Source organism: Allobosea sp. GW821-FHT03A12 (genome assembly GCF_058986765.1).
This window is the reverse complement of record NZ_JBYSVZ010000001.1, coordinates 503,674-528,304: the sequence shown is the minus strand read 5'-3', so window position 1 is coordinate 528,304 and position 24,631 is coordinate 503,674. Positions and strand designations below refer to the sequence as shown.

Below are 24,631 nucleotides of genomic sequence, written 5' to 3'. Positions count from 1 at the left end.
CGCCGATCCTCTATGGCGATGTCTCGCGGCCGAAGCCGATGACGGTCGAATGGTGGCGCTATTCCCAGTCGCTGACCAGGAAGCCGATGAAGGCGATGCTGACCGGCCCGGTTACCATCCTGAACTGGTCCTTCGTCCGCGACGACATTCCGCGCAGCGAAGCCTCCAAGCAGATCGCGCTGGCGATCCGCGACCAGGTGCTCGACCTGGAGCAGGCCGGTGCAGCGATGATCCAGATCGACGAGGCGGCGCTGCGCGAGGGCCTGCCGCTGCGCCGCGGCGACTGGAAGCACTATCTCGACTGGGCGGTCGAGAGCTTCCGCATCTGCGCCTCCGGTGTCGCCGACGAGACGCAGGTCCACACCCATATGTGCTATTCGGAGTTCAACCAGATCATCGACGCGATCGCGGCGATGGACGCCGACGTCATCTCGATCGAGACCTCGCGCTCGAAGATGGAGCTGCTGGAAGCTTTCCGCAGCTACCAGTACCCGAACGAGATCGGCCCTGGCGTCTACGACATCCATTCGCCGCGCGTGCCTGAGGTCCGCGAGATGAAGGAGCTGCTTCATCTTGCGCGCCAGCGACTCAGCGACGACCAGCTCTGGATCAACCCTGATTGCGGTCTGAAGACGCGGAAATGGGAAGAGGTCAGGCCGGCGCTAATCAATATGGTCGAAGCGGCCCGGGCTCTTCGCTTGGCGCGATACTGAGGAAGCTGCGGCGGCACTCGCCAAGGTCCAATCGGGTTCCGCTGTGAGCCGCGTCCAAATAGGTCAAAAACCAGGCGCATAATTGCGCCTGGTGTTTCCGGCATCGCGCGCAAATGCACATGACAATCGAGCCTTATTCCAGCCAGACAGTCGCTCGCGATGACGTTGCGCCAATAGCCGATTCTAGGCGATCGCCCGGAAGCAGACATTCAGGGGCACGCACTGACAGTACGGTGCAGCCCCTGAAGCGGCACCAGGGCTTGGCCCGGCAAACGCCGGACCAACTTACTTCAACGCGCTGCTGCCAATCGCCGCTGCGGCATGACCAAGGCCGAAAGCCACTTAGCAAGAGCTCCGAAACTGTTCAGTTAAACCGGGTCAGCTCTCAACGCACCCCGCTCACCACCTGCACGCGCCCTCCAAAGCCTGAGCGAAACAGGGCTTGGTGCGCGTCCTGATCAGGATCGTAGCAGCAGTCCTCGACCAGGCGCAGATCGTAATCGGCATCGCTGGCCCAGGCGACACTCGAGAGAACGACGCCGGTCGTGCTGATCCCGGCCATGACGAGGGTGCTTACTCCGCGCGTCCTGAGATCGGCGTCGAGTGACGTGCCATGAAAGACGCTGGCGCGCGGACATGCGTAGAAGAGATCTCCTGTCTCCACGGCTAACCCTGTGACAGGCAGCGCGGTCCGAAATCGCCCGCTCGGGAGATAAGGCGTGATCTGGCGGTTGCTCGCCGGCGGTGCATTCTCATAGCCTTCGCCCAACGAGAAATTCGGGAAGAGCACCGGCCGGCCGGTGGAGCGCCAACGCCGGATCAAGGCGTTGCAACGATCCAGCAGGGGCGATGGCTGCTTGCCGAACAGGATGTCGAACACATCGACCTGGTAGTGCATGACGACGAGGGCCGCCCTCTCGATGAAGCTGCCTTCGAAATCGACCGTCATCGGAATCACCTCGCGTCAGATAGGGACCAGGCCTTGTGGTTCGTACGCGAACTTCGGCCTGAGTTCAGGAAGCGCTCGCTGATGCGAGGCTGCAACGCCATGCGGTCAGCTGCTCGACGGTCGCTATCGCCCCTCCGCAGACGATGACCAGGATGTTCTGGACATCGGCAAAGTCCGTCATCTGTTCGTAGATCGTGGCGATGCTCGCCCCGCAGGCCGGCTCGACGAGAATGCGATGGTCGTCGAGGAAGCGCAGGCAGGCGTCGACTGCCTGAAGATCCGACACCACGGCGCAGCCGATGCGATGCTTCGACAACAGAGCGAAGGCATGCTCCGCCACTTGGCGGGCGCCGAGCGAAGTGGCGATGCTGTCGATCGCCGACAGGACGATGCGTTCGTTCCGCGCAGCCGATTGGGCAAGGCAGGAGGCGCCCGTTGTCCCTACAGCAAGAACAGGCGTCGTCAGCTTGTGACGCTGCAGGCCTTCGACGACGCCGCTGAGCAATCCCCCGCCGCCGACGGACAGGACGACGAGGTCGGGCCGCACGCCATCTTCGACCACCTCGTCGATGATCGTCGCATGCCCGTTCAAGACTACTGGATCGTCGAAAGGGTGGATGAACGCATCGTTGGCCGTCAGGAGCGCCAGCGCACGCTCGTTCGCCTCTTGCCAGGAGGCGCCGTGGATCAGGATGTCGGCATCCATGCCGGAGATGAGGCGCCGCGCCCTTGCCGGTGTCGTCTCGGGGACGACCACCGTCACCGGGATGCCAAGCTCGCGCCCGGCATAGGCGGCGGCGATCCCGGCATTGCCCCCGGAGGAGCTGACGAAGCGTCTGGCTCCGCTCCGTGCACGGTGCTGACACGCAAGGCCGATGCCGCGGAGCTTGAACGATCCCGTGGGCTGGAGAGATTCAAGCTTCAGCCAGATCTTGCGGCCGCTCGCGCGGGAGAGAGCCGGTGAGTAATAGGCAGGCGTTCTGACATGGAGGGGCACCACGGTCTTCTCCATCATGAGCGATTGGGCTCAGACACGCCCCTGGCGGCCCGAGCCATTCTCGCCACCCGTGCCCAAAGGAGCGGTGGAACGCCGGACCTTGAGCTGCATCCCGACGGTGAGGCGCTCCGGCGCCGTCTCGGGCTGCTTGTCGGACATTTTCTTCAGCAGGAGATTGGCTGCGAGCTGCGCCACTTTCGTGCCGTTGCCGCGTACCGCCGTGATCGAGGGCGTCATGACTTCCAGGATGCTGGCGTCACCGATCGAGACGATCGACAGGTCGCCCGGCAGCATCAGGCCGCGCTTCGCGCAGAAGCGCAGGATACCGGGGATCTCGTCGATATTGGCGATGATGGCCGTGATCGGCCGCTCGCGACGGAATAGCGCTTCCAGCTCGCGCATCTTGAACAGACCGACCTCGAAAACGAGCCCCGCCGCAGGCTCCAGCCCGTTGTCTGCGAACGCGGCATCGAAGCCCGCCTTTTGCTCCCGGCCGACCCATGTGTCGAGATGACCGGCGACGAGCGCGATCTCGTGGTGTCCCAGTTCGAGGAGATGAGCGGTCGCGCTGCGGGCACCGTCCCGATGCTTGGTCAGGACAGTATCGAAGCCGCCGCTCGGGCTGCGCTCCCACAGCACCATCGGGATGTTGATCGCGGCGAGCCGCTGCGTGACATCCGGGTCGTTGTCGCGATTGACCAATAAGAGCATGCCATCGACGACGCGGTTCTGCATCAACGACAGGATTTCGGCTTCTCGACTGTCGTCGAAATGGGTGCTCGCGACGATCAGCGTGTAGCCGGCCCGGCCGAGCGTCGTCTCCGCCGCCGCGATCATTTCGGCCGCGATCGGCTGCCGGATGTCGGTGACGAGGCAGCCGACGGCGTAGCTCTTGCCGAGCCGCATGGAGCGGGCGACGGAGTTGGGACGATAGCCGAGCTCCTGAACGGCCCGGAAGACCTGGTCGCGCAACTGGGGCGCGACATTCTCGTTTCCGTTGAGGACGCGCGAGACGGTGCCGAGGCCGACCCCGGCCCGGGTGGCGACATCCTTGATCGTGACGGTCCTGGGCTCGCTCGTCGCTTGCCCCGCCCTTTCCTCACTCACCCGAACCGCCCCTCTCCTGCGCCTCATCGACATACACATGTGGCAAGCACCGTGCGAGCCGGGGCACCAGCTCGATAACGGGAATGCCGACCGCCCTGGCGAGATCGTGGATCGAGATCTCCTCGTTTCCCTGCCGGCCGAGGACGACCACCTCGTCGCCGAGTGCGACATCGCCGAGCGCAGTCACATCGAGGACCGAATGCTGGAAGGTCCGGCGGCCCAGCACAGGACAGCGCCGGCCGCGGATCAGGACTTCGCCCAGTGGCGGGATATGGTTCAGCCCGTCCCAGAAGCCGATGGGCGCGACTGCGGTGCGCATGCCGTGCGCGATGGCGATCGGCGCGCCATAGCCTATGCCGAGCACGGTGCCGGGAGGGTGCTCCTGGATCTGGATGATCCGGGATTTCACGGCCTTGAGCAAAGGCGCGAGAGCGCCGATCTCCATCCAGTTCTCGTCGAGCCCTCCGCCATAGATCAGCCGCCCGGGATCGACCGCATTGAAGTGCATGTCGGGATAGGCCAGCACCACACGGCTCGATGCGAGCATGAGGGTGAGATCGTCATGCCCGGCTGCGGCGGCATCGGCCGCCGCCTGCCGGAAGAGCTCCGCCTGGCGCCGGCTCACATCCGGATCGTCGGGCGTGCTCAGGTGCGAGTACAGGCCCCGAACCGTGACGTGACCAGCGGCGCGAAGGCGCTGCAGCACGCCCGGCCATTGCTCGCGGCGCAAACCATAGCGGCCGAGACCGCAATCGACTTCGACGAAGACCTCGATCGCTTCGCCTGAGGCGATTACAGCCTGCGCATCGGCGATGCTCTGCACCGTCACCGTGGCACCGAGCCGCGCCGCTGCCGGCAAGTCGGCGGGAAGAGTGGAGGCGAACAGCAGGACCGGCAGCGTCGTGCCGGTGCTGCGGATCGAAACGACCTCATCCGGGCTGCCGGCACAGAAGCCATCGACGCCCGCCTGTTCCGCAGCCTTTGCGACCGCGGCAGCTCCAAAGCCGAAGCCATCGCCCTTGCAGACGAAATAGATGCGGACATTCGGGCCGACCCTTTGGCGCGTCGCCGCGACATTCCGGGTCAAGGCGCCAAAATCGAGCTCCGCCCAGCTCGGGCGCAGCAAGCGAGCGCGATCATGCCGGAGGCAGTCCGTCCGTGTCTGGCTCGGATCGAGATCCGGAACCGCTGTGTGCACGGTCATGCCGCCTCTCCTTCGTATTCGCCGGTCAGAGCCCAGCCGCGATTGCGCGCCATGAACAGACGAAGCTGGGCGGCAGCCGGCCCAGAGGGGTCGGTCGCCAGGCGCTCGCGGCGGGCCTTCGTTGCGGTGGGATCCGCACCGCCATCCGCGTCGATCACCACCCCATAGACGTCGCGCGCAAACGCCTCGGTGAAGCGCCCGTCACGCACATCGGCCGCCACCTGCGCCGGATCGCGCTCCAGCGGATCGCCATTGCCGCCGCCGCCGGGAGCGACATGCGTGAAGAGATCGCCCTCGTGCAGCGCGAGCGTCCGCATCGGCATCACCGGCAGGAGATCGGCCTTGCCGTTGTGATCGAGAATATTGAGGGACGGCGATCCCGGGCACCCGCCGAACAGCCCCGGTGGCAGATGCGCGCGGCGGTCCGAGCGGACGGTGAGGGCCGCAGTCTTCCCAAGGATGCGATAGGACCGCGTGATCGCCATGCCGCCGCGGCGTCGCCCAGCACCACCCGAATTGGCAACCAGGCCATAGCTCTCGATCCGCAGGGGATAGCGCGCCTCGATCAGCTCGACGGGCATATTCGACAGGTTGGCACCGGGGTTGGCGATCCCATCGACGCCATCCTTGGTGGCACGGCCGCCCCAGCTTCCGAGGATTCCGTCCGTGATCAGCCAGGCCTTGCCGTCATGGACGCCGCTCAGCGAGATCGCCGAAGGGCCGCCTTCGCCGGCGGCCGGCATCCGGTCGGGCACGATCTGGGCGAAGGCATTGAACAGCACGTCGAGCATCCGATAGGCCATGACGCCGCGCGCAGCGCAGGCGGCTGGCGGACGCGGATTGACGATGGTGCCGAGCGGCGCCACGACCCGAACCGGGCGGGCATAGCCCTCGCAGTTCGGCACCGCCGCCTGGACGGCGCAGCGCAATGCGGCATAGGCGACCGAATAGGTGATCGCGACCGGGCCGTTGATGGCGCCAGGCACCTCCCCGCTCGTCCCGGTCCAGTCGATCTCGATCTCGTCGCCGGCGACAGTGACCGCGACCTTGAACCGGATCGGGCCACCGACTTCGCCGAGGCCATCGATGAAATCCTCGGCCTCGTAGACGCCGTCCGGCATGGCGCGAATCTCGTCGCGGACGAGCCGCTCGGCATAGTCGTGCAGTTCGGCTAACATGTTGCGCATCGGCAGCGCGCCATATTTCGCGAGCACCTTGCCGAAGCCGCGTTCCGCCGCTGCGCAAGCGGCGATCTGGGCCCGCAGGTCGCCGAGAACCTGCTCCGGCATGCGCGAATTCACCTCCAGGAAGGCGAGCAGGTTCTCGTCCATCCGGTCGTCACGCATCGCCCTGATCAGCGGGATGCGGAGGCCCTCCTGGTAGATCTCTGTCGCATGGAGCGCCATGCTGCCTGGCGCCATGCCACCGAGGTCGGTGTGGTGGACGAGGCTGGCGACGAAGCCCTCGACCTCTCCGTCATGGAAGACCGGCTTGACCAGGTAGACATCCGGCAGATGCATGCCGCCGGCGCCATAGGGATCATTGGTGATGTAGCCGTCGCCCGGTTGCATCTTTCCGCCGAAGCGCTTGAGGATATTCGCCATCACGCTCGGGAACGAGCCGAGATGCACGGGATTGGTCAGCCCCTGCGCGATGATCAGCCCGTCCCGATCGCAGAGCGCCGTCGAATAATCCATCGAGTCCCGGACGATCGGCGAATAGGCGCTGCGCAAGATGACGAGCGCCATCTCGTCGGCGATCGAGGCAAGGGCGTTCTTGACGATCTCCAACGTCACCGGATCGGAGCGCGTCCGATCGGGAACAGAATTCGTGGCAAGCATGGCGTTACCTTTCGGAGGCTGTGAGCACGAGGTTGCCCAATTCATCCAGACCCGCGGTCCAGCCGGGTGGCACGACGCAGGTGGCGTCGTATTCCTCGACGATCAGCGGGCTCTGGCGATCACCGGCGGCGAGGTCCCGGCGGGTGATGACCGGTGTCAACATCTGGCCCCATTCCGCGCCGAACCAGCAGGTCCGCTCCAGCTGGACAGCGGGCGGTGCCGCGGACGCTTGAGGAGCTGACGGCCGGTAGGCCGTGGCACTCTCGCCATGAGGGCGACCGGTGACGCGGATATTGACGATTTCGAGCGGATCGCCCGCCGAGGCATGGCCGTAGGTCAGCTCATGCTCGCGATGGAAGGCCTCGCTCGTAGCCGCGATGTCGATCGCGCCGTCAGGATGGCGGGCGACCGCGATCGTCAGCTCATAGGCCTGCCCGGCGTAGCGCAGGTCTGCGAGCCGGTCGATCTCGATGTCGTCCTTCGCGAACCCGTCCGTCTCCAGGCCGGCGGCCATGCTCGTCTCGAGCTTGCGGTAGGCAATGTCGAGCTCGTCGGTGTCAACCGCTTCCAGGGCACAGAAATAGGTTTGCATCAGGTCGTGCTCGGTCGTCGAATAGAGCAGCCCGAGCGCGCTGAAGACGCCGGGATGGGACGGGACGACGACGCGTTTCATGTCGAGGAGACGGGCGATCTCGGCCGCCACGGCCGGGCCGTTGCCGCCGAATGCGAACAGGGTGAAGTCGCGCGGATCGCGTCCGCGATAGGTCGAAACGGCCTTGACGGCGCGCATCATCGTCGATGCCGCGATGGCGTAGACGCCATGTGCCGCGGACTGGAGATCGAGGCCGGTCGGCGCGCAAACCTGCTCGCTGAGCGCCTGCCGGGAGCGCTCGGCGTCGAGGCGCACGGCGCCGCCGGCGATGTATTCCGGATTGATGTAGCCGAGCATGACGAGTGCGTCGGTCAGCGTCGGCCGGGTTCCGCCCGCGCCGTAGCAGGCCGGGCCCGGAACAGCGCCGGCGCTGTCGGGGCCGACCTGGATCAGGCCGCCGGCATCGACCCGGATGATGCTGCCGCCGCCGGCACCGATTTCCGAAACGTCGATGAAGGGCAGCTTCACCGCATGTCCGCCGCCCTTGATCAGCTTGCTCGAAATGTTGATCCCGGCCCCGACTTCGTACTCCGTGGTGCGTGCGGGCTGGCCCTGCTCGATGATCGCGGCCTTGGCGGTGGTGCCGCCCATGTCGATGGTGATGATGTCGCTGGCGCTGCCGGCCGCGCCGATGCGAGCCGCCGCGATGACCCCGGCCGCGGGGCCGGACTCGATGATACAGGCCGGCTTCTCACTCGCCGCCAACGCGCTCATCACACCGCCGCTCGACTGCATCACCTGCAGCGGGGCGTGGATGCCGGCCTCGCGCAGCCGGGTCGTCAGCGCCCGCAGATAGGAGCGCACGACCGGCCCGAGATAGGCGTTGACCACCACCGTGCTGGTTCGCTCGTATTCGCGGATCTCCGGCAGGACATCGCTGGAGCAGCAGACGAAGACATCCGGGCCGAGGATCTCGGTCAGAATCTCGCAGGTCCGCCGCTCATGCTGCGGATTGGCATAGGCGTGCAGGAAGCTCACCGCGACAGCGCGCGTGCCCTCGGCGGCAATGCAGCGCGCCACCTCGGCCACGGCCTTCTCGTCGAGCGGCAGGACGACCTCGCCATGAGCGCCGATGCGCTCCGGGATTTCGTAGCGCCTGTGGCGCGGCACCAGCGGCGTCGGCTTCTCGTAGTTGAGGTTGTAGAGCTCGGGCATGCGCAGCCGGCCGAGTTCGAGGACGTCCCGGAACCCGCGCGTCGTCAGCAGCGCGGTCGTGGCGCCCTTGCCTTCCAGGATGGCGTTGGTCGCCACGGTCGTGGCGTGCACAACCTCCTCGATCTCGCCCACCTTGCCGCCGATGCGTTCGAGCAGCGCCAGGATGCCGTCGACGATTCCGCGGCTGTAGTCGTCCGGGGTCGACGGGTGCTTGAAGGAATGAACCGTCTCCCCGTTTTCGAGGAATGTGATGTCGGTGAAGGTGCCGCCGATATCGGCGCCGACGCGAAACGAGCGCGTTGTCATGGGTTGGTCTCCGCGATGATGGGCCAAGCTGGCGCGAGGTGGCAGGCGACGAGCCGGTCGCCAAGGCGGACCTCCGGCGGTTCGCTTTCCGCGCAGATCGGCATCCGGTTGCTGCAACGAGGTTCGAAGGGGCAGCCGCCGTGGCGGGCGGCTTCGGAAAGCGGCGGTTCGGCCGGGCGATTGCGCCCGGCGAGCCCGCGCGGAATGGCGGCCACCAAGCGCTGCGTATAGGGATGCGCCGGTTCCGCCAGGATCTGCGCGGCCGGGCCCGTCTCGACGATGCGCCCGGCATACATCACCAGCACGCGGTCGCAGAATGCTCCGACGAGCCCGAGATCGTGGCTGATGATCACCAGCGTCAGCCGCCGTTCGCGATGCAGCTGCTGCAGCAGCGCGACGATCTCGCTCTGCACGGAAACGTCGAGCGCCGATGTCGGCTCGTCGGCGATCAGCACCTCCGGCTGGCGTGCCAGGGCGCGGGCGATGCCGATGCGTTGTTTCTGTCCACCGGACAATTGATGCGGCAACCTATCCAGCAGCTCCGGCCCGAGGCTGACCTGCGCCAGCAAGGCGTTGAGCTCGCCAGGCGTGGGCTGCTCCGGAAAGGCCTCGCTCAAGCTGCGCGCAACGGTCTTGCGCGGGTTCAGCGCCGTGTGCGCCCCCTGAAACACGAACTGGACGCGGTTTCGGAAACGCTGCCAGTCCGCGGCTGTGAACGAGGACAGATCGCGCCCCTCGAACAGGACCCGGCCGCTGCTGGGGCGGTCGAGGCCGACGAGGAGCCGCGCGAGCGTCGACTTGCCACTGCCGCTCTCGCCGACGATCCCGAGGACATCGCCAGCCCGGACCTCCAAGCTCGCCCCCAGCAAGGCAGGCGTCGTGCGTCTGTCGAACAGGCGCGCCAACGGCGAATGCGCGAGCGGGTAGCGTCGGCCGGCGCTCGCGGCGGCCAGAAGCGGTACTGCGGTTTCCTGTGCGCGGATCATCTCAGGCGCTCCGCCAGCAGGCGCTCAAATGCGTCCCCGCGCCCCGCAGGGCCGGCCGCATATGGCAATCCGCCTCCGCCAGAGGGCAGCGGGAGAAGTAGTCGCAAGCGCCCTCGCCGGGGCTCTCAGCCAGTGGGGCCGGGGCAGCCGCTCGCAACGGGCGGCCCGGTCGCGGCACGGCATCGAGCAGGAGGCGCGTATAGGGATGGCGCGGCGCGCTGAAGATCGCTTCGGCGCTGCCGGATTCCACGATCCGGCCGCGATACATCACCGCGATCCGGTCGCAGAACTCTGCGACGAGATCGAGATTGTGCGAGATGAACAGCAGGGCGATCCCGGAGCTGGCGCAGATGTCGCGCAGCAGCGCGACCACCTGCGCCTGAACGGTGACGTCGAGCGCCGTCGTGGGCTCGTCCGCGATCAGCAGGCGCGGCCGGCAGGCGATGGCCATGGCAATCAGGACGCGCTGGCGCATGCCGCCGCTGAGTTCGTGGGGATATTGGCCGCTGCGCCGGCGCGGATCGTCGATGCCGACCTTGGCGAGGAGTTCCTCGGCTTGCTGTTGTACCGCCTTGCGGCCGGGGTCGTCATGGCTGCGGATGGCGTCCACGAGTTGCCGGCCGATCGTGAAGGCGGGATTGAGGGCGGTCATCGGGTCCTGGAAGATCATCGCCACCTTGCGGCCGCGCAGCTCGCGGCAGGCGCTTTCAGGCAGGCTGGTGATGTCCTCGCCGTCGAGGCGCATCGCGCCGCCCACGACGCGGCCGGCGCGTCCGAGCTGGTGCATGACGGCAAGCGCCGTGACGCTCTTGCCCGAACCGGACTCGCCGACGATCGCCAGCTTCTCGCCGGGCATGAGCTGAAGAGTCACTCCGTGGACGACCTTCCGGGCCGCCGTCTCGGGACCGAAGGCGATCGAGAGGTCGGTGAGGGACAGTGCAGGAGCGGTCATAGCGCCGGCCCTCCGTCGCGCCGCCGGGGATCGAGCACGGTGCGGAGCGCATCGCCGACCAGATTGAAGCCGATCACGGCAAGGAAGATGGCCAGGCCCGGCCAGGTCGCTACCCACCACTCGTCCGAGAAGGCGAGCGAGCGCGCATCGGCCAGCATGCCGCCCCAGCTCGGTGTCGGCGGCTGCACGCCGAGGCCGATGAAGCTCAGCGACGCCTCGATGATGATGCCTATGCCGATCAGCACGCTGGCCTGCACGAAGATCGGCGAGAGGATGTTGGGCAGGATGTCGCTGGTCATGATCGACCATGCCCCCGCGCCCTGCAGGCGCCGCGCCGCGACATAGTCCGCCTTGGCCTCGGCCAGGGCCAGGCCATGGGCGACACGCGCCAGCCCGGGAATGAAGAGCAGCCCGACGAGCAGGATGATCTTGGCTTCGTTCGGTAAGAGGAGCGGGCCCAGTTGCACCGGCCCGGTGCCGAAGATGCCGACGATTGCAATGGCCCAGACGAGCAGCGGTATCGCCGCGAAGATGTCCATCAGGCCGAGCAGGACGCTCTCGACCAGCGTTCCACTATAATAGCCGGACAGGATCCCGACCAGGAGGCCGCCCGAGAGTCCGATGGCGACGGTCAGCACGCCGATCATCAGCGAACTCCGCGCGCCCCATACGAGCCTGGCGAAGATGTCGCGCCCCATCTCGTCCGTGCCGAGGAGGAACGACGCGCCTGGAGGCTCCAGCCGATGCTCCATCATCAGGTCGAGCGGATCGTGCAGCGGGAGCCAGGGCGCCGACAGTGCGGCGAGGCCGAGCAGGCCGACGATCACCAGGCCCACCAGGCCGATCCGGGTTCCGGCAAGGCGGCGCATGAGGCCGGCAAGCCCGGAGAGCGGATGCGGGCGCCTGGCTCTGGTGGCCTCTGCCGCAGGCGCAGCGTCCGTGGAGTGCACGACGTCAAGCATGTCGCAGCCTCGGGTTGATCAGCCTCTGGATGAGATCGGCCACAAGGTTCGAGACGATGAACATCGCCGTGACGACCAGGACGGTGGCCTGGATCATCGGGTAGTCGCGCTGCGTGATCGCAGTCAGCAAGGCCCGCGACAGGCCGGGGATGTTGAAGACCAGCTCGATGATGATCGCCCAGCCGAACATGTAGCCGAACGACATGCCGGCGACGCTGACGAAGGGCGGCAGTGCGTTCTTGACCACATAGCGGGCGACCAGCCCTCGGCTCAAGCCGAGCGAATGCGCGGTGCGGACATAGTCCTGGCCGAGGACCTCGATGACGGCAGCACGCATCAGGCGGCTCAGCGCGCCGATATAATAGAGCGCGATCGACAGAGCCGGCAGCACCAGAGAGGCGAGATGGGCGTGCCAGCCCTCGGCGAGCGGCGTGATCCCGATCGGCGGCACCCAGCCGAGCTTGACGGCGAAGACGCGGACCAGGATCAGGGCAAGCCAGAATCCCGGCACCGACACGGCCATCAGGGACAGCATGCGGATCAGATGGTCCGGCCAGCGATCTTCGGTCAGCGCAGCGATAAGGCCGAGCGGAATCGCACCGGCGAGGGTCAGCAGGAAGGTGACCACCACCAGCTCGACAGTCACCGGCAGGCTCTCCAGGAGCTCCACGTCGATCGAGCGGCCGGTGATGTAGGACTGCCCGAACCCTGACCGGGGAAGCTGCGCAACCCAGGCCGAATACTGCGCCGGCAGGCTGCGATCGAGACCGCGATCATGCTCGAATGCCTGGATCTGCTCGGCGGTCGCATCGGCGCCGAGCACGATCCGCGCCGGCGACAACGGGGTCAGCCGCGTCAGCGCGAACAGCACCGCGCTGACCACGATGAGCACCCCAAGGCTGCTGGCTATCCGACCTGCAAACCACATGGTCCTTGCCTCAGCGCGCGTCGGTCGGGGCGACGTCGGTCAGGCGAAGCGTGATCCCGGTATTGGGCTCGAACCCCTGCACATTGGTCCGCCAGAGGTTGAAGCTGTGGATCGCGCCGATCCAGGTCGAGGGCGAATCCTCTGCCAGAATCGCCTGCATCTCGGCGAGGATCGGCCCGAGCGATGTCTCGTCGTCGACGCGGAAGCTGTCGGCCAGGAGGGTGTTGAGCCGCTCGCTGCTGTAGCCGGAGCTGCGCGTCATCACCTGGTTCGGCGTATAGATGCCCTGGATGATGAAGGTCGGGTCGGACGGGCCGATCACGGCCATCAGCACCGAGGTCTGGTTCCCGGCGAAGACCTGTTCGATCAGCTGGCCGGTCTCGAGCGGCTGGAGCTTCACCTTGATCCCGAGCCGCGCGAGCGAGGCCTGGATGAACAGGGCCGCATCGCCGACATCCAGCAGGTAGCCCTGCGAGGAATAGAGCAGCTCGAACTCGGCGCCAGAGGCGTAGCGAGATTTGGCGAGATAGGCCTTCGCCTTGTCGAGATTGAAAGCCAGCGCCTCGGCCGCCTTGGCGTTGTACCACCAGGCCGAGGCCGGTGCCGGCACCGCCGACGGCTCGACCAGGCCATTGAATATCTTCTCGGCGATGGTCTTGCGATCGGTCGCCAGCGAGACCGCCTTGCGGAAATTGGGGTCGTCGAACGGCGCCTTGCGCGTGTTGTGGATCATCAGCATCATGCTGCCGAGCGCCGGGCGGCTGCCGCCAGTGATGCCCTGCCCCTTGGCCTGCCGCAGGCGAACATAGTCGCGGACGGGGGGCGCGCCGATGATATGCACCGACTTCGACAGCAGCGCAGCGATCCGGGCCGCCTCCTCCGAGACAATCCGCACGCGCAGCCGGTCCCAGGCGATGCTGTCCTTGCGCCAGTAATTCGGATTGCGGCGGAACTCGACGTAGTCGTTGGACCGCGCCGAGACGAAGATGCCGGGCCCCGTTCCAAGCCCCTCGGGCTTCTGCTGGAAAACCTCGTTGCCGTATTTCTCGCGGCTTCCGGCCGGAAAGATCCCCATATACTTGGTCATGTAGTCGAGGAAGGGCCGGAAAGGCGTCTTCAGCTTGAAGCGCACCTTGTAACGATCCAGGACATCGACGGATTCGATATTCGTCCAGACCGAGCGCCGCAGCGCCTTGTGAGCCGGATCGAGCATATAGTCGTAGCTGTACTTCACGTCCTCCGCCGTGAACGGCTGGCCGCTCTGGAAGGTGACGTCGTCGCGTAGCTCGAAAACATATTCGGTCCGGTCGGCGGAGATCGCCGGCATTGCCTTGGCGAGCATGGGGCGCCGGCGACCTTCGCCATCGATCTCGATCAGGTTCTCGAAAATGAGCTGATTGACCACCATGGCATCGTGATTGCCCTGGTTGATCGGGTCGAAGGTCGAAGGGTTCGACGGGATCGCGACGACTAGGGAGCGCTCATCGGCTGCTCGTGCCGTGACCGAATGACCGAGCCCCCCGATGGTGACTGCTCCACCCTGGAGAAAAACACGACGATTGAGAGAAGCTGAAGCCACGGCGATCCCCCTTGTGGAAACGTTTCCTTTGTTGATGGAAACGTTTCATCAAGCAAATCCATTGTCAAGAGGGCTGGGGTTCGATCGGCATCGGCAGTGATCCGTGATGCGCGGAAATTCTCAATCCCGATTGCGGGACGTTCGGGAAACCGACCGCCGGGGACCAGCATATTTCGAGTCTGGAAAGTGCTACCTTCGGCTTTTTGCTGACGCGCCGATCAGTTTGCCCGAAAGCGGACCTCCACCGCGTCGGCTAAGGGCCAGGAGCTGCCCCTAAGAGGCCTCCTGACGATCGCTCTTATCGGGGGCAACCAATTCCATGTGACTCACGCCCAACGCACGGGCGAGTTCAAATAATGTGATCACGGTCGGGTTTCGCCGCCCGCGCTCCAGATCGCTGATGTACTGCTGGCTGAACCCGGACCGCTGCTCAACCTGCTCCTGAGTGAGGCCCTTCTCACTACGAAGCCGTGCGAAATTCCTGCCAACGAGCCTGCGCATATCCATGCGCCAAGCCGTGCCGATTTACACACTTTGAGTTTATCAACTATAGTATGTAAAATGCACTGCGCAACCTATCACTCGCGCCCGTCACTCTCATGGCCGAGCCCATCTCGCCAGGACGGAAGAGAACTATCTGGAGGAAAATGTGACTTTAAATGGCTGGCATCGGCTCTTGATTGTGATCGCAGCCGCCTGGGCGTTGGCGGTCAGCGGATTCGCAGTGTTGGAGTATCACGGCAGCCAGGGCGAGCTCAGCGATGGCTTGTTCACATGTGACGAATCTGCTCAGCCACCGACACCACCGACGACGCGATACTGGAGCCGCGACTGTGGCCTTTTCCCGAGGACATGGGTAGCCTAGGGGCCGTTCGACGATCTCCCTTCCTATCGGCGATACCTCAGTTTCTCGCGGTTCCTGTCGATCTTGCTCGGCCCCGGAGTTCTCATCGGGCTCTGTATCGCCGCGATTTCCTGGATCGTGGGTGGCTTCCGCCAAGAAATACCCAGAGAAAGCAATTCCGAGCGCAACGCCCTACGACGGGCGTCACTGCCAGACCAGTCGGGGCTTCTCGCTCGTAGTCACGCCGAGACATGGCTCTACCGCATGCCGCAGCGGTGGGCACGAAATGCGACAATGTCTCTCGGCCGCATCCTTGCTCTTCTCAGTCATGCGGCGCGCACGGCGCGAGACCCATGGCCGGTTCCGCGCCCGCGGAAAAGGATGACTTCGCCCGTCATTAGACAAAGCCACCTTTGGGCCCTTGTGCAAACGCCGGGAGCCCGGCCGGCGCAAATGACGAGCTGCCATGCCATAGCTGACCTGCCGGCGCCGCGGCGGCGCGTTCATATTGGCCGCCTCGAGGAAACGGACCAGGCGTGACATTCGTGCAGAGCCTCAGCGCATCGAGGGCGTCGTGACGTCCATCGCCGACACCCGCGAAAAGCCGGGCGGAAGCGCTGTCCGCAACGCATTCCTGTTCGGCACGCCGCTGCTCGTCCTGGCGTTGGGGCACATGCTGTCCAACCTGCTGCGGACGCTGCCCGGGGTCGCTGCCGATGTCATCGCGGCCGATCTGGCGGTTTCGCCCGATACGCTGGCCAGCCTGACGGGCGCCTACCACTTCGCCTTCGCCGCCGGGCAGATCCCCGTCGGTGTCGCCCTCGACCGTTACGGCGTCCGCTCGGTGTCGCTGACGCTGTTCGCGATCGTGACCGTCGGCGCCGTGCTGGCGGCCTGCATCGGGGGAGCGGCCGGCTTCCTGACAGCCCAGATCGTTCTCGGCATCGGCTGCTGCGGCATGCTGCTCTGCCCGATGACGCTGGCCGCGAAGACGCTGACGGCCGAGAAATTCGGCTTGTGGTCAGGCCTGATCCAGGGCGTCGGCAATTCGGGGATGCTGCTCTCGGCGAGCCCGATGGCCTGGCTTGTCGAGCACCATGGCTGGCGCACCGGCTTCGGCCTGTCCGCGGGCCTGGCCGTGGCCGTCGCCTGCCTGGTCTGGCTCACCGTGCCGAAGGTCGGGCGAGGCACGCACGAGCGCAAGGCCACGCTGCGCTCCGAGGCGAGCCAGGTGGTCAGGATCGGCGTCTCGCCGGCGGTGCGCGGCGTCGTCATCCTCGCTTTCGCGTCCTTCGCCGCGGGCATCGCGATCCGCGGGCTTTGGGGCGGCGTCTGGCTGATGGAGATCAAGCACGTCTCCCGCCTGGAGGCCGGCAATGCCCTGCTGCCGCTGACGCTCGCGCTCGTCGCCGGCCCGATGCTCTACGGTATCGCGGACCGGCGTTTCGGCTATCGCCGGCTCGTGCTGACAAGCACCCATTTCCTCGCAGCCGCCGTGCTGCTCGCGGTCGCGGCCGGAGGACCGGGCGGCTTTCTGTCGACGGCGTTGGGGCTGACGCAGCTCCCGCCGGGCTTCGATGTCGCCGCCTTCCTCGTGCTCGGTGCAGCCCTGGCCTCGCAGCCGCTGCTGTTCGCGATGGCGCGCGTCGTCGTTGCCCCGGAGAACGTCGGCAAGGCGCTCGCGGCCGTCAACCTCGCCTTCTTCGCTGGAGCAGCCATCCTGCAATCCTGCACGGGGCCGATCGCCGCGCATTTCGGTATCGGCGCGGTCATGGTCTTCCTGTCCGCCGTGCTGATCGCAACGGCGACCGCCTTTGCCCTCTTGACGAGGCCGTCCCAAATCGCGCGCTGACGAGGGGCAATCACCCTGCGGGACAGGCCGCCGACCATCTGGTCACGGCCGGAAGCGGCAGGTAGACCACGTCGGATGGTTCGTTTCCTTCACAGCGCCGATCTGCATCTCGGCAAGCCGTTCGGCTCGATGCCGGACGAGCTGCGCGGACGCCTGCGCGAAGCCCGCCATACCGTGCTCGACCGGCTGGCCGGCCAAGCCCGCGCGGCTGGTGCGGAAACGATCCTGCTCGCCGGCGACGTGTTCGATACGGAAACGCCGAGCCCCGCGGTGCTTCGCCAGGCGCTGGCCGCCATGGCCGGGCATGACGGCCTGCGCTGGATCCTGCTGCCCGGCAATCACGATTCGCTCGCCGCCGAGGCGCTCTGGACGGGCCTTGCGACCTCGCGGCCCGGCAATGTCGTCCTCGCGACCGAGTCGGCTCCGCTCCGGCTCGCCGACGGTGTCGTCCTGCTTCCGGCGCCCTGCACGACGCGCCGGCCCGGCCGCGACCTGACCGAATGGATGGATATGGCGGCGACCTCGCCGGGCACGATCCGGATCGGGCTCGCTCATGGCGCCGTGCAGAGCTTTTCGGAGGATGGCGGCGCCGGCGACGTCATCGCTCCCGACCGGGCTGGTCGCGCTGGCCTCGATTATCTCGCTCTCGGCGATTGGCATGGCCAGATGCGGATCGGACCACGCACCTGGTATAGCGGCGCGCCGGAGCCGGACCGGTTCAAGCACGACGCCTCCGGCCGCGCCTTGCTGGTCACGATTCCCGCGGCCGGGGCCGAGCCCACGGTCGAGCCCGTCGAGACCGGAGCCTTCGACTGGCGCACGCTCGCGCTCGATTGCCTGGCGGGTGACGACCCCAGCGCACATCTGGCGGCGCTACTGCCGGCAGGCCCATCGCGGCGCCAGACCCTCATCCGCATTCTCGCGACGGGCCGCACAAGGCCGCCGGCGCGGGCCCGGCTGGAAGCTGATCTCAAGGCGATCGCGCCCGAATTCGCCCTGCTGCAGCTTGAGGCGCAGGAGCTGGTCACCGAATGCGAGAACGAGGATCTCGATCAGATCGACCGGGCCGGCGCCTTGCGGGGCGCCGCCGAGATGCTGCTGGTCGAGAGCCGGGACGACGGCCGCTCCTCCAGTGAGCGCGAGGTGGCGCGCGAGGCGCTGATGCGCCTGTTCTCCTATTGCGCGGCGGCGTCGCGATGAAGCTGACCGCTCTACGCCTGCACAATGTCCGCCGCTTCGCCGGCAGCGGCGTGCGCATCGAGAACATCGGCGACGGCATCAACGTGCTCTGCGCCGCCAACGAGCATGGCAAGTCGACCTGCTTCGATGCCCTGCATGCGCTGTTCTTCCAGCCGCATACCGGCACGCCCGGCGCCGTCCAGGCGCTGCGGCCCTATAGCGGCGGCAACCCGCTGGTCGAGGCCGACCTCACCACCGCCGACGGCGCCTTCCGGTTGACCAAGCAGTTCTATGGCGGCCGCCGCGCCCAGGTCCGCGAGCGCGACAGCGGCCGCCTGATCGCGCAGGCGGACGAAGCCGAACGCTTCATCGCCGCGCTGGTGAAGGGCGGCATCAGCGGGCCGGCCGGCCTGCTCTGGGTCCGCCAGGGCGTAACCGGTATCGAGCGGCGCGCCAAGGCCGAGGACGAGACGGAACGGCGCGCCCGCGAAACCGTGCTGACCTCGGTCCAGGGCGAGGTCGAGGCGCTGACCGGCGGGCGGCGCATGACCGAAGCCCTCGCCATCTGCGAGGAAGAGCTGCTGCGGCTGGTGACAGCGACCGGCAGGCCCAGGACCGGCGGTCCCTATGCCATCGCCATCGATGAAAGCGAGCAACTGACGGAACAAGAGCGCCGGCTCGGCGCCGAGGTCGCCGATCTGCGCGCGGCACTCGACCGGCGCCGCACGATCCGGGGGCGGCTCGCCGAGATCGACACGCCCGAGACGGCGCGGGAGCGGCAGACCGCGCTGGCGGAGGCCGAGGCGGAGCTGTTGGCTGCCAAGGCACAGGCGGAATCCCTCAGGGCAGCTGAGAGCAAGGCGGCCCTCGCGCTGAACCGGCGCGTCTCTGCCGAGCAGGCCCTCGCCAGCTTCCGGCAGGCGCTCGCCCGTTTTGCCGACCTTCGCGAGGCCGAGGCCGGTGCCGCGCAGCAGCGCGACGCTGCCCGCGCCCGCCACCAGGGCGCCGCCAGCGTCGTGCGAGAGGCCGCGGCTGCAGTGGAACACGCCGAACGCGAGGAGCGCGAGCAGCGCGACCTGCTCGCCCGTCTAGAGCGGGCCTTGCGCGCGCAGGAGGCCGCGAACCGGCTCGCCACCGCCCGCGACAGCGAGCGCGAAGCGCAGGCGACCCGCGAGCAGATCGAGCGCATGGAAGCAACCCTCAAGAGCCTCATCCTGCCCGCCGGCAAGATCGCCGAGCTCGAGCAGGTCGACGGTCAGTTGCTGCAATTGCAGGCCAGGGCCGAGGCGCGGGCGCCGCACTTGCGCATCGATTACGCGGACGGCGCGGAAGGCGGAATCTCGATCGCAGGCGTGACGCTTGCCCAAACCGAGGAGCGGGCGCTCATCGGCACGACGCAGATCGAGATTGCCGCGATCGGCCGCCTCACCGTCACGGCCCCGCAGGCCGAGGAGGACAGCCGCAGCATCGCCAAGGCGCAGGCGAAGCGGCAGGCGCTGCTCGACGAGCTCCAGGTCGACGGCCTCGCCGCGGCGCGCCTGCGCGAGGGGCAGGCACGCGACCTCAGGGCCGATCTCGACCTGGCGCGCAGGCGCCTCCTCCTGCTTGCGCCAAGCGGGCTCGCGAGCCTGCGAGAGCAGATCGTACGGCTGGAGACCGAGGCGGCCAGCGCGAATGAAGCGCCCGCTGATCTGGATGCGGCCCGCCGGCAGCTCGGCACCGTCGAGGCGCGCGTCGGTTCCATGCGCGAGGCGGCTCGTGCGGCGCAGGCCCGGACCGAAACCTCCGCCTCCGCTTTGGTCGAGGCGGAGCGTCATGCCGCCGGGCTGTCCTCCGCGCTCGCCGCGCTAGCCGAGAGCCTGGGGCCCGAGGCGGAACGGCGCGGGCGCGAGGAGCGGCTGTCAACCGAGCATAATGAGACGGACCTCGCCTGGCGGGCCGCACAGCAGCAGGTCGAAGAGGTCGCGGCCCGCCGGATCGATCTCGCGGCGGCAGAAGCGCGCCATCAGCGCCTGCGGTCGGTCGTGGGCGCGGCGCGGGAGGAGATCACCCGCCTGCGCGAGGAGGCCGCCGGCCTCGATGGTCGCATCCAGACCCGCTCCGAAGCCGCGATCGAGGAGGCCTGGCAGGAAACCCGCGACAAGCTCGCGCTGGCGCAGCAGCGCACCGCGGTACTAGCCCGCGAGGTCGCCGTCCTGACCCGGCTGCGCGATGCGCTCGAAGCCGCGCGCTCGCAGGCGCGCGACCATTATTTCGCGCCGGTGTTGCAGGAGCTGCGCCCGCTGCTCGGCCTGCTGTTCGACGATGCCAGCGTCACCTTCGACGAGGACACGCTGCTGCCGCGCTCGGTGCGGCGCAATGGCCAGGACGAGCAGGTCGGCGTCCTCAGCGGCGGCATGCGCGAGCAACTGGCGATCCTGACGCGGCTGGCCTTCGCGCGGCTGCTCGCCAAGGGCGGCCAGCCCACCCCCGTTATCCTCGACGACGCATTGGTCTATTCCGACGACGATCGTATCGAGAAGATGTTCGACGCGCTGCATCGCCAGGCCAGCGCCCAGCAGGTCATCGTCTTCTCCTGCCGCCAGCGCGCCTTTGCCCGGCTCGGCGGCCATGTCCTGCGCACAGAGCCGTGGCAGCCCGACAGCTGAGCGCGGTAGCCGGCCGGCGTGGGGCCAGCCGTCTATTCCTCGGCGGCGTGACGCATCCGTGCCTGCGAAGGGACCGGGGTGCGGCCTCGCTCCCGCAGCTGGATCTCGGTGCCGAAGACCCGATCCCAGAAACCGGAGGTGACGCCGAAATTCCCCTCCGGCGTGACGTGGTGATGCAGCGCATGGCGACGCTTGAGCGCGAAGAACGCCGAACCCGGCCGCGCCGGCCGGTGGTGCATGAGGTGGTGGACGCTGACATAGCAGAGATAGCCGAGCAGGAAGCCGCCGATCAGGCTGAAGGCGAAAGCCGCCCCGCCGATCAGCCAGAGCGGCGGCAGTGTCACCGCAAGACAGCCCGGCGCGGTGACGAATGTCGAGGTCCCGATCAAAGCACGCTGGTCATGGTGATGCGCCTCATGCATCTCGCGGATTCCAGGGATCCGGTGAAACACGAAGCGATGCAGGCCGTATTCGGCGAGCGTCCAGGTGATGGCGCCTGCCAGGAACAGCAGGCCGCAGCGCCACCAGTCCGCGACCGGCGTGATGTGCAGGGCAAGACCTGAGAGAGCAAGGATGACAGCCGGATAAACCACGAAGTCACTATAGTAATTCCAGCGATTGAGCTGCATCGGCGCTCCCCTTGCTGGCGCGATCATGGACGGACGAAGGCCGCAGCTCTGCATGGCCGTCCTCGCGATGGCGATACGGCAAATGCCGTAGAAGCGCGGATTTCGGGGCCTCCCGCACCCCGTTGCTGTCGTTCTACGGCATCTGCCGTATTTCGAAGGCCGGCCGCCGGCGATAACAGCGCTGGATGATTCCGAGCCATCTGCGACTGCCACTGCGCTTCGTCCTGCGGATCTTCCTGCACCATCGCTGGCGCGTGGCCGCGACCGTCGCCGGGATCGCCACGGCGTCATTGCTCATCCTCGTCCAGGCGAGCTTCTTCTTCGGCTTCCGGGACGCGGTCACCGCCGTGCCGCTGCGCGCCAAGGCCGACCTCTGGGTCGCGGCCTCCGGCTTTCGCTATTTCGACCTGACGCGCCAGCTCTCAGACCGCGATTACTATCAGGTGATCCGGCACCCGGCGGTAGCCCAGGCGACACCGCTCGTCGCGCGTTTCGCGGAATGGCGGCGGCCGGATGGCGGCCAGGAGCTGGTCCAGGTGATCGGCTTTCCCCTGGAGGCCGATATCGGCCTGCCCTGGAATCTCCCGGACGAGCAGCATAGCGCGCTCGGCCTGCCGGACACAGCTGCGGTCGACGCGGTCTACCATGGCAAACTGGGCCTCACCGACGGCGAGCTCTCTGCCGAGATCCAGGGGCGACGCGTCCGCATCGCCGGGACCACGACGGACATAAGGTCCTTCTCGACCGCGCCGCTGCTCTTCACGGAGTATCGGGCCGCGCAATCCTATGGCTGGATCTTCGGCGATCAGTTTTCCTATCTCCTGGTCAGGCTGGTGCCGGGCTCCGACCGGGAAGCCGCCAGGGCCGGGCTGGTCGCGCTCGGCAATGGCGAGCTCGACGTCATGACGCCGACCGAACTCGCCGAGAAGACCACCGCCTACTGGATGCGGACGACGGGAGCCGGGCTCGGCCTGGCGACCGGGATTGCCGTTGCCCTGCTGATCGGCTCGTCGATCGCCGGCCTGTCGCTGCACACGATGATCCAGCACTACGCCGAGGAATATGTCTGCCTGCGGGTGATCGGTGCCTCCTTTCCGTTCGTCGCGACGATCCTGGTGGCCCAGGCCCTGCTCTTCATGCTGTCGGCATCCGGCGTCGCCGCGATCCTGGCCGGCGCCTTGTCGCGGCAGATGCGGGCGGCCGGCGGCACGACCTTGCTGCCGGGCTGGGTGAGCCTCGCCACCTGCGCCGTGCTCGTCGCGATCGGCATTGCCATGGCGCTGCTCTCCACTCGCCGGATCATCATCCGGGCGGAAGGGGCGGCGCGATGAGCCCTGCCGTCACCTGTCGCGGGATCAGCAAGCTCTATGCGGCCTCCGGCGCCAGCCCGTTGACGGTCCTGCGGGATGTCGACCTGACGCTTCATTTCGGGCGGCTGAGCGTCCTGATGGGGCCGTCGGGCAGTGGCAAGACCACGCTGATGCGCATTGCCAGCTGCATCGCGGCGCCCGATGCCGGCGAGGTCACGGTGATGGGGCGGAAGGTCGCCGCGCTTTCCCCGGCGGAGCGGGCCCGCCTCAGGGCCCGCCATTTCGGCTTCGCCTTCCAGGAGCCGCGCCTGTTCGACGCCCTGACCGCGATCGAGAACGTCCTCGTCGGGCTCGCGATCAGCGGCCATGTCGGCGCCGACGCCACCCGGCGCGCCCAGCAGGCCCTGGCGCTGACCGATATCGCCGACCGCGCCGCATCCTACCCGCGCGAGCTCAGCGGCGGCCAGAAGCAGCGCGTGGCCCTGGCCCGCGCCCTGGCGGGCCAGAGAAGCATCCTGTTCTGCGACGAACCGACCGCCTCGCTCGATGCCGCGGCTGCCAGCGACATCGCCGCGCTGCTGCGCCGGCTGGTCGAGAGCCATGGCTGCGCGGCCCTGATCGTCAGCCATGACCGCCGCTTCCTCTCGGTCGCCCATGAGGGGTTCTCGCTGCAGGACGGCCGCCTGCTCGCGCTCGATACGGAGGGTCCTGGGGCATGAGAACCGTGGTCCGATCGTCGCTCCTGCTGCTTTTGACGGCCTCGGCCGCCGCCACCGCCACGGTTTCGCTCGGGGTCCGGGAGGAGCCGCCCAAATCGGCTGCGCTCCCCGTCCTGCGGGTCGCCGCGCCCGGCTTCGTCGAGCCGCGTCATGGCGAATTGACGATCTCGGCGCGCCAGGCCGGCACCCTCACAGATGTGCTCGTCCAGGAGGGGCAGAGCGTGAAGGCGGGCGAGCCGCTCGTTCGCTTCGACGACCGGCTCGCCAGGACCGTGCTGGCGACGGCCCGGGCGGAACAGGCGGCGGCGCAAGCGGCATTGACCGGCGCCGAGGTCGGGCGGGCGCAGGAGGAGGTCGCGGTGCGGCGCGCCCGGCTGGCGGAAGCCGAGACGCGCGTCTCGGCCGCGCGGCGGCGCATGCAGCGGATCGATCCGCTGCTGGAGAAGGGCATCGTCTCCCGGCGCGACGTCGATGCGGCCGCGGACGAGATCGCCATAGCGGAGGCGCAGGCGGAGGTGGCACGGCGGGAGCTCGAGATCGCCCTGCGAGGCGACCTGCCACACGAGATCGCCAGGGTGCGCGCCCTGCGCGACGCCGCCGCCAGCCGGGTCGCCGAAGCCGAGGGCATCCTCGACGATCATGATCCGCGCGCGCCGCGGGACGGGACGATCCTGCGGCTCCACAAGCGAGTCGGCGAAACCGTGCTGGCCAGCGAGCCTCTGCTCGCCATGGGCGATCTCTCCCGGCGCAGGGTGCGGGCCGAGTTCAGGGACGGCGACATCCTGAAGCTGAAGGCGGGTCAGCCATCGCGCATCCAGGCCGGCTTCGGCGGCTCGACATGCGATGGGAGCGTCGAACGCCTCGGCGTTTCCGCGGTCACCCGCAGCGTCTCGGTCGAGCGCTCGACCGAAAGGATCGACTACCGGGTGGTCGAGGCCTGGATCGCGCTGCCCGCCGACTGCCGGCTCCCGGTGGGAGCCCGCGTCGACGTGCTGGCCTGCCTGGACGAGACGGATCGCGGCTGCAGCAGCCGAACCGATCCCAGCACCAAGCCGCCGGATCATCCGCGTGAACGCGTCGTCGCGGCGGAAAGATAGGCGGCTGGCCGTAACGAGGCGT

19 protein-coding genes and 1 pseudogene are annotated in these 24,631 nt (G+C 67.6%); 7 read left to right on the top strand and 13 right to left on the bottom strand.

What is annotated here, in order from left to right; translation table 11 throughout:
• Positions 1–2 precede the first annotated feature (2 nt).
• A pseudogene (locus tag AC3WLC_RS02510) lies at positions 3–713 on the top strand (5-methyltetrahydropteroyltriglutamate--homocysteine S-methyltransferase); the annotation flags it as partial.
• A 385-nt stretch (positions 714–1,098) separates the two neighbouring features.
• Here the strand turns inward: AC3WLC_RS02510 and AC3WLC_RS02505 are convergent.
• From AC3WLC_RS02505 to AC3WLC_RS02450, 12 genes are all read right to left on the bottom strand, one after another.
• The gene (locus AC3WLC_RS02505) at positions 1,099–1,662 is read right to left on the bottom strand and encodes a cysteine hydrolase family protein (protein WP_493682357.1); all 564 of its coding nucleotides are present in this window, start codon (positions 1,660–1,662) and stop codon (positions 1,099–1,101) included.
• Between the two features lie 64 nt (positions 1,663–1,726).
• Complete coding sequence (locus AC3WLC_RS02500) at positions 1,727–2,677, bottom strand: pyridoxal-phosphate dependent enzyme (protein ID WP_493682356.1); 951 nt, start codon at positions 2,675–2,677, stop codon at positions 1,727–1,729.
• 12 nt (positions 2,678–2,689) lie between these two features.
• On the bottom strand, positions 2,690–3,766 hold the full coding sequence (locus AC3WLC_RS02495) for a LacI family DNA-binding transcriptional regulator (RefSeq protein WP_493682355.1): 1,077 nt from the start codon (positions 3,764–3,766) through the stop codon (positions 2,690–2,692).
• A complete protein-coding gene (alr, locus tag AC3WLC_RS02490; RefSeq protein ID WP_493682354.1) occupies positions 3,759–4,970 on the bottom strand; it encodes an alanine racemase in 1,212 nt (403 codons plus the stop codon). Before alr ends, AC3WLC_RS02495 begins: the two co-directional genes overlap by 8 nt.
• Entirely contained in the window at positions 4,967–6,811 is a 1,845-nt protein-coding gene (locus AC3WLC_RS02485; protein ID WP_493682353.1) for a hydantoinase B/oxoprolinase family protein, read from the bottom strand. The genes alr and AC3WLC_RS02485 overlap by 4 nt, the downstream gene beginning before the upstream one ends.
• A gap of 4 nt (positions 6,812–6,815) precedes the next feature.
• Positions 6,816–8,924: a hydantoinase/oxoprolinase family protein gene (locus AC3WLC_RS02480; RefSeq protein WP_493682352.1), complete on the bottom strand. Its 2,109-nt coding sequence runs from the start codon at positions 8,922–8,924 to the stop codon at positions 6,816–6,818.
• Positions 8,921–9,910: an ABC transporter ATP-binding protein gene (locus tag AC3WLC_RS02475; protein ID WP_493682351.1), complete on the bottom strand. Its 990-nt coding sequence runs from the start codon at positions 9,908–9,910 to the stop codon at positions 8,921–8,923. Before AC3WLC_RS02475 ends, AC3WLC_RS02480 begins: the two co-directional genes overlap by 4 nt.
• A gap of 1 nt (position 9,911) precedes the next feature.
• Positions 9,912–10,862, bottom strand: a complete 951-nt coding sequence (locus AC3WLC_RS02470; protein WP_493682350.1) for an ABC transporter ATP-binding protein — start codon at positions 10,860–10,862, stop codon at positions 9,912–9,914.
• Positions 10,859–11,824, bottom strand: coding sequence for an ABC transporter permease (locus AC3WLC_RS02465; protein WP_493682349.1), 966 nt, complete (start codon positions 11,822–11,824; stop codon positions 10,859–10,861). Before AC3WLC_RS02465 ends, AC3WLC_RS02470 begins: the two co-directional genes overlap by 4 nt.
• Positions 11,817–12,752, bottom strand: a complete 936-nt coding sequence (locus AC3WLC_RS02460) for an ABC transporter permease (RefSeq protein ID WP_493682348.1) — start codon at positions 12,750–12,752, stop codon at positions 11,817–11,819. The genes AC3WLC_RS02465 and AC3WLC_RS02460 overlap by 8 nt, the downstream gene beginning before the upstream one ends.
• Before the next feature lie 10 nt (positions 12,753–12,762).
• A complete protein-coding gene (locus AC3WLC_RS02455) occupies positions 12,763–14,331 on the bottom strand; it encodes an ABC transporter substrate-binding protein (protein ID WP_493682347.1) in 1,569 nt (522 codons plus the stop codon).
• A gap of 273 nt (positions 14,332–14,604) precedes the next feature.
• Entirely contained in the window at positions 14,605–14,838 is a 234-nt protein-coding gene (locus AC3WLC_RS02450) for a helix-turn-helix domain-containing protein (RefSeq protein ID WP_493682346.1), read from the bottom strand.
• Between the two features lie 911 nt (positions 14,839–15,749).
• Here AC3WLC_RS02450 and AC3WLC_RS02445 point away from each other — a divergent pair.
• The 3 genes from AC3WLC_RS02445 to AC3WLC_RS02435 all read left to right on the top strand — a co-directional run bounded on the left by AC3WLC_RS02445 (position 15,750) and on the right by AC3WLC_RS02435 (position 20,854).
• Positions 15,750–17,027 (top strand): MFS transporter, encoded by a 1,278-nt coding sequence (locus AC3WLC_RS02445; RefSeq protein ID WP_493682345.1) that lies wholly within the window; start codon positions 15,750–15,752, stop codon positions 17,025–17,027.
• 75 nt (positions 17,028–17,102) lie between these two features.
• The gene (locus AC3WLC_RS02440; protein WP_493682344.1) at positions 17,103–18,227 is read left to right on the top strand and encodes a metallophosphoesterase family protein; all 1,125 of its coding nucleotides are present in this window, start codon (positions 17,103–17,105) and stop codon (positions 18,225–18,227) included.
• Positions 18,224–20,854, top strand: a complete 2,631-nt coding sequence (locus AC3WLC_RS02435; RefSeq protein WP_493682343.1) for an AAA family ATPase — start codon at positions 18,224–18,226, stop codon at positions 20,852–20,854. The genes AC3WLC_RS02440 and AC3WLC_RS02435 overlap by 4 nt, the downstream gene beginning before the upstream one ends.
• Positions 20,855–20,886: 32 nt before the next feature.
• On the opposite strand, the gene AC3WLC_RS02430 is transcribed toward AC3WLC_RS02435, so the two are convergent.
• Positions 20,887–21,483: a sterol desaturase family protein gene (locus AC3WLC_RS02430; protein WP_493682342.1), complete on the bottom strand. Its 597-nt coding sequence runs from the start codon at positions 21,481–21,483 to the stop codon at positions 20,887–20,889.
• Positions 21,484–21,668: 185 nt separating this feature from the next.
• Between AC3WLC_RS02430 and AC3WLC_RS02425 the strand changes: the two genes are divergently transcribed.
• Genes AC3WLC_RS02425 through AC3WLC_RS02415 form a run of 3 tightly spaced genes read left to right on the top strand, consistent with a single transcriptional unit; the run spans position 21,669 to position 24,609 of the window.
• Positions 21,669–22,814, top strand: a complete 1,146-nt coding sequence (locus tag AC3WLC_RS02425; protein WP_493682341.1) for an ABC transporter permease — start codon at positions 21,669–21,671, stop codon at positions 22,812–22,814.
• A complete protein-coding gene (locus AC3WLC_RS02420) occupies positions 22,811–23,512 on the top strand; it encodes an ABC transporter ATP-binding protein (RefSeq protein ID WP_493682340.1) in 702 nt (233 codons plus the stop codon). Before AC3WLC_RS02425 ends, AC3WLC_RS02420 begins: the two co-directional genes overlap by 4 nt.
• Positions 23,509–24,609, top strand: a complete 1,101-nt coding sequence (locus AC3WLC_RS02415) for an HlyD family secretion protein (protein ID WP_493682339.1) — start codon at positions 23,509–23,511, stop codon at positions 24,607–24,609. The genes AC3WLC_RS02420 and AC3WLC_RS02415 overlap by 4 nt, the downstream gene beginning before the upstream one ends.
• Positions 24,610–24,631 lie beyond the last annotated feature (22 nt).

What these genes read in the sequence shown, in the direction of transcription:
- AC3WLC_RS02505 (WP_493682357.1), bottom strand. Translation starts at nt 1,662, where the DNA reads ATGACGGTCGATTTCGAAGGCAGCTTCATCGAGAGGGCGGCCCTCGTC.
- AC3WLC_RS02500 (WP_493682356.1), bottom strand. Translation starts at nt 2,677, where the DNA reads ATGATGGAGAAGACCGTGGTGCCCCTCCATGTCAGAACGCCTGCCTAT.
- alr (WP_493682354.1), bottom strand. Translation starts at nt 4,970, where the DNA reads ATGACCGTGCACACAGCGGTTCCGGATCTCGATCCGAGCCAGACACGG.
- AC3WLC_RS02485 (WP_493682353.1), bottom strand. Translation starts at nt 6,811, where the DNA reads ATGCTTGCCACGAATTCTGTTCCCGATCGGACGCGCTCCGATCCGGTG.
- AC3WLC_RS02480 (WP_493682352.1), bottom strand. Translation starts at nt 8,924, where the DNA reads ATGACAACGCGCTCGTTTCGCGTCGGCGCCGATATCGGCGGCACCTTC.
- AC3WLC_RS02475 (WP_493682351.1), bottom strand. Translation starts at nt 9,910, where the DNA reads ATGATCCGCGCACAGGAAACCGCAGTACCGCTTCTGGCCGCCGCGAGC.
- AC3WLC_RS02470 (WP_493682350.1), bottom strand. Translation starts at nt 10,862, where the DNA reads ATGACCGCTCCTGCACTGTCCCTCACCGACCTCTCGATCGCCTTCGGT.
- AC3WLC_RS02465 (WP_493682349.1), bottom strand. Translation starts at nt 11,824, where the DNA reads ATGCTTGACGTCGTGCACTCCACGGACGCTGCGCCTGCGGCAGAGGCC.
- AC3WLC_RS02460 (WP_493682348.1), bottom strand. Translation starts at nt 12,752, where the DNA reads ATGTGGTTTGCAGGTCGGATAGCCAGCAGCCTTGGGGTGCTCATCGTG.
- AC3WLC_RS02450 (WP_493682346.1), bottom strand. Translation starts at nt 14,838, where the DNA reads ATGGATATGCGCAGGCTCGTTGGCAGGAATTTCGCACGGCTTCGTAGT.
- AC3WLC_RS02440 (WP_493682344.1), top strand. Translation starts at nt 17,103, where the DNA reads ATGGTTCGTTTCCTTCACAGCGCCGATCTGCATCTCGGCAAGCCGTTC.
- AC3WLC_RS02435 (WP_493682343.1), top strand. Translation starts at nt 18,224, where the DNA reads ATGAAGCTGACCGCTCTACGCCTGCACAATGTCCGCCGCTTCGCCGGC.
- AC3WLC_RS02430 (WP_493682342.1), bottom strand. Translation starts at nt 21,483, where the DNA reads ATGCAGCTCAATCGCTGGAATTACTATAGTGACTTCGTGGTTTATCCG.
- AC3WLC_RS02425 (WP_493682341.1), top strand. Translation starts at nt 21,669, where the DNA reads ATGATTCCGAGCCATCTGCGACTGCCACTGCGCTTCGTCCTGCGGATC.
- AC3WLC_RS02420 (WP_493682340.1), top strand. Translation starts at nt 22,811, where the DNA reads ATGAGCCCTGCCGTCACCTGTCGCGGGATCAGCAAGCTCTATGCGGCC.
- AC3WLC_RS02415 (WP_493682339.1), top strand. Translation starts at nt 23,509, where the DNA reads ATGAGAACCGTGGTCCGATCGTCGCTCCTGCTGCTTTTGACGGCCTCG.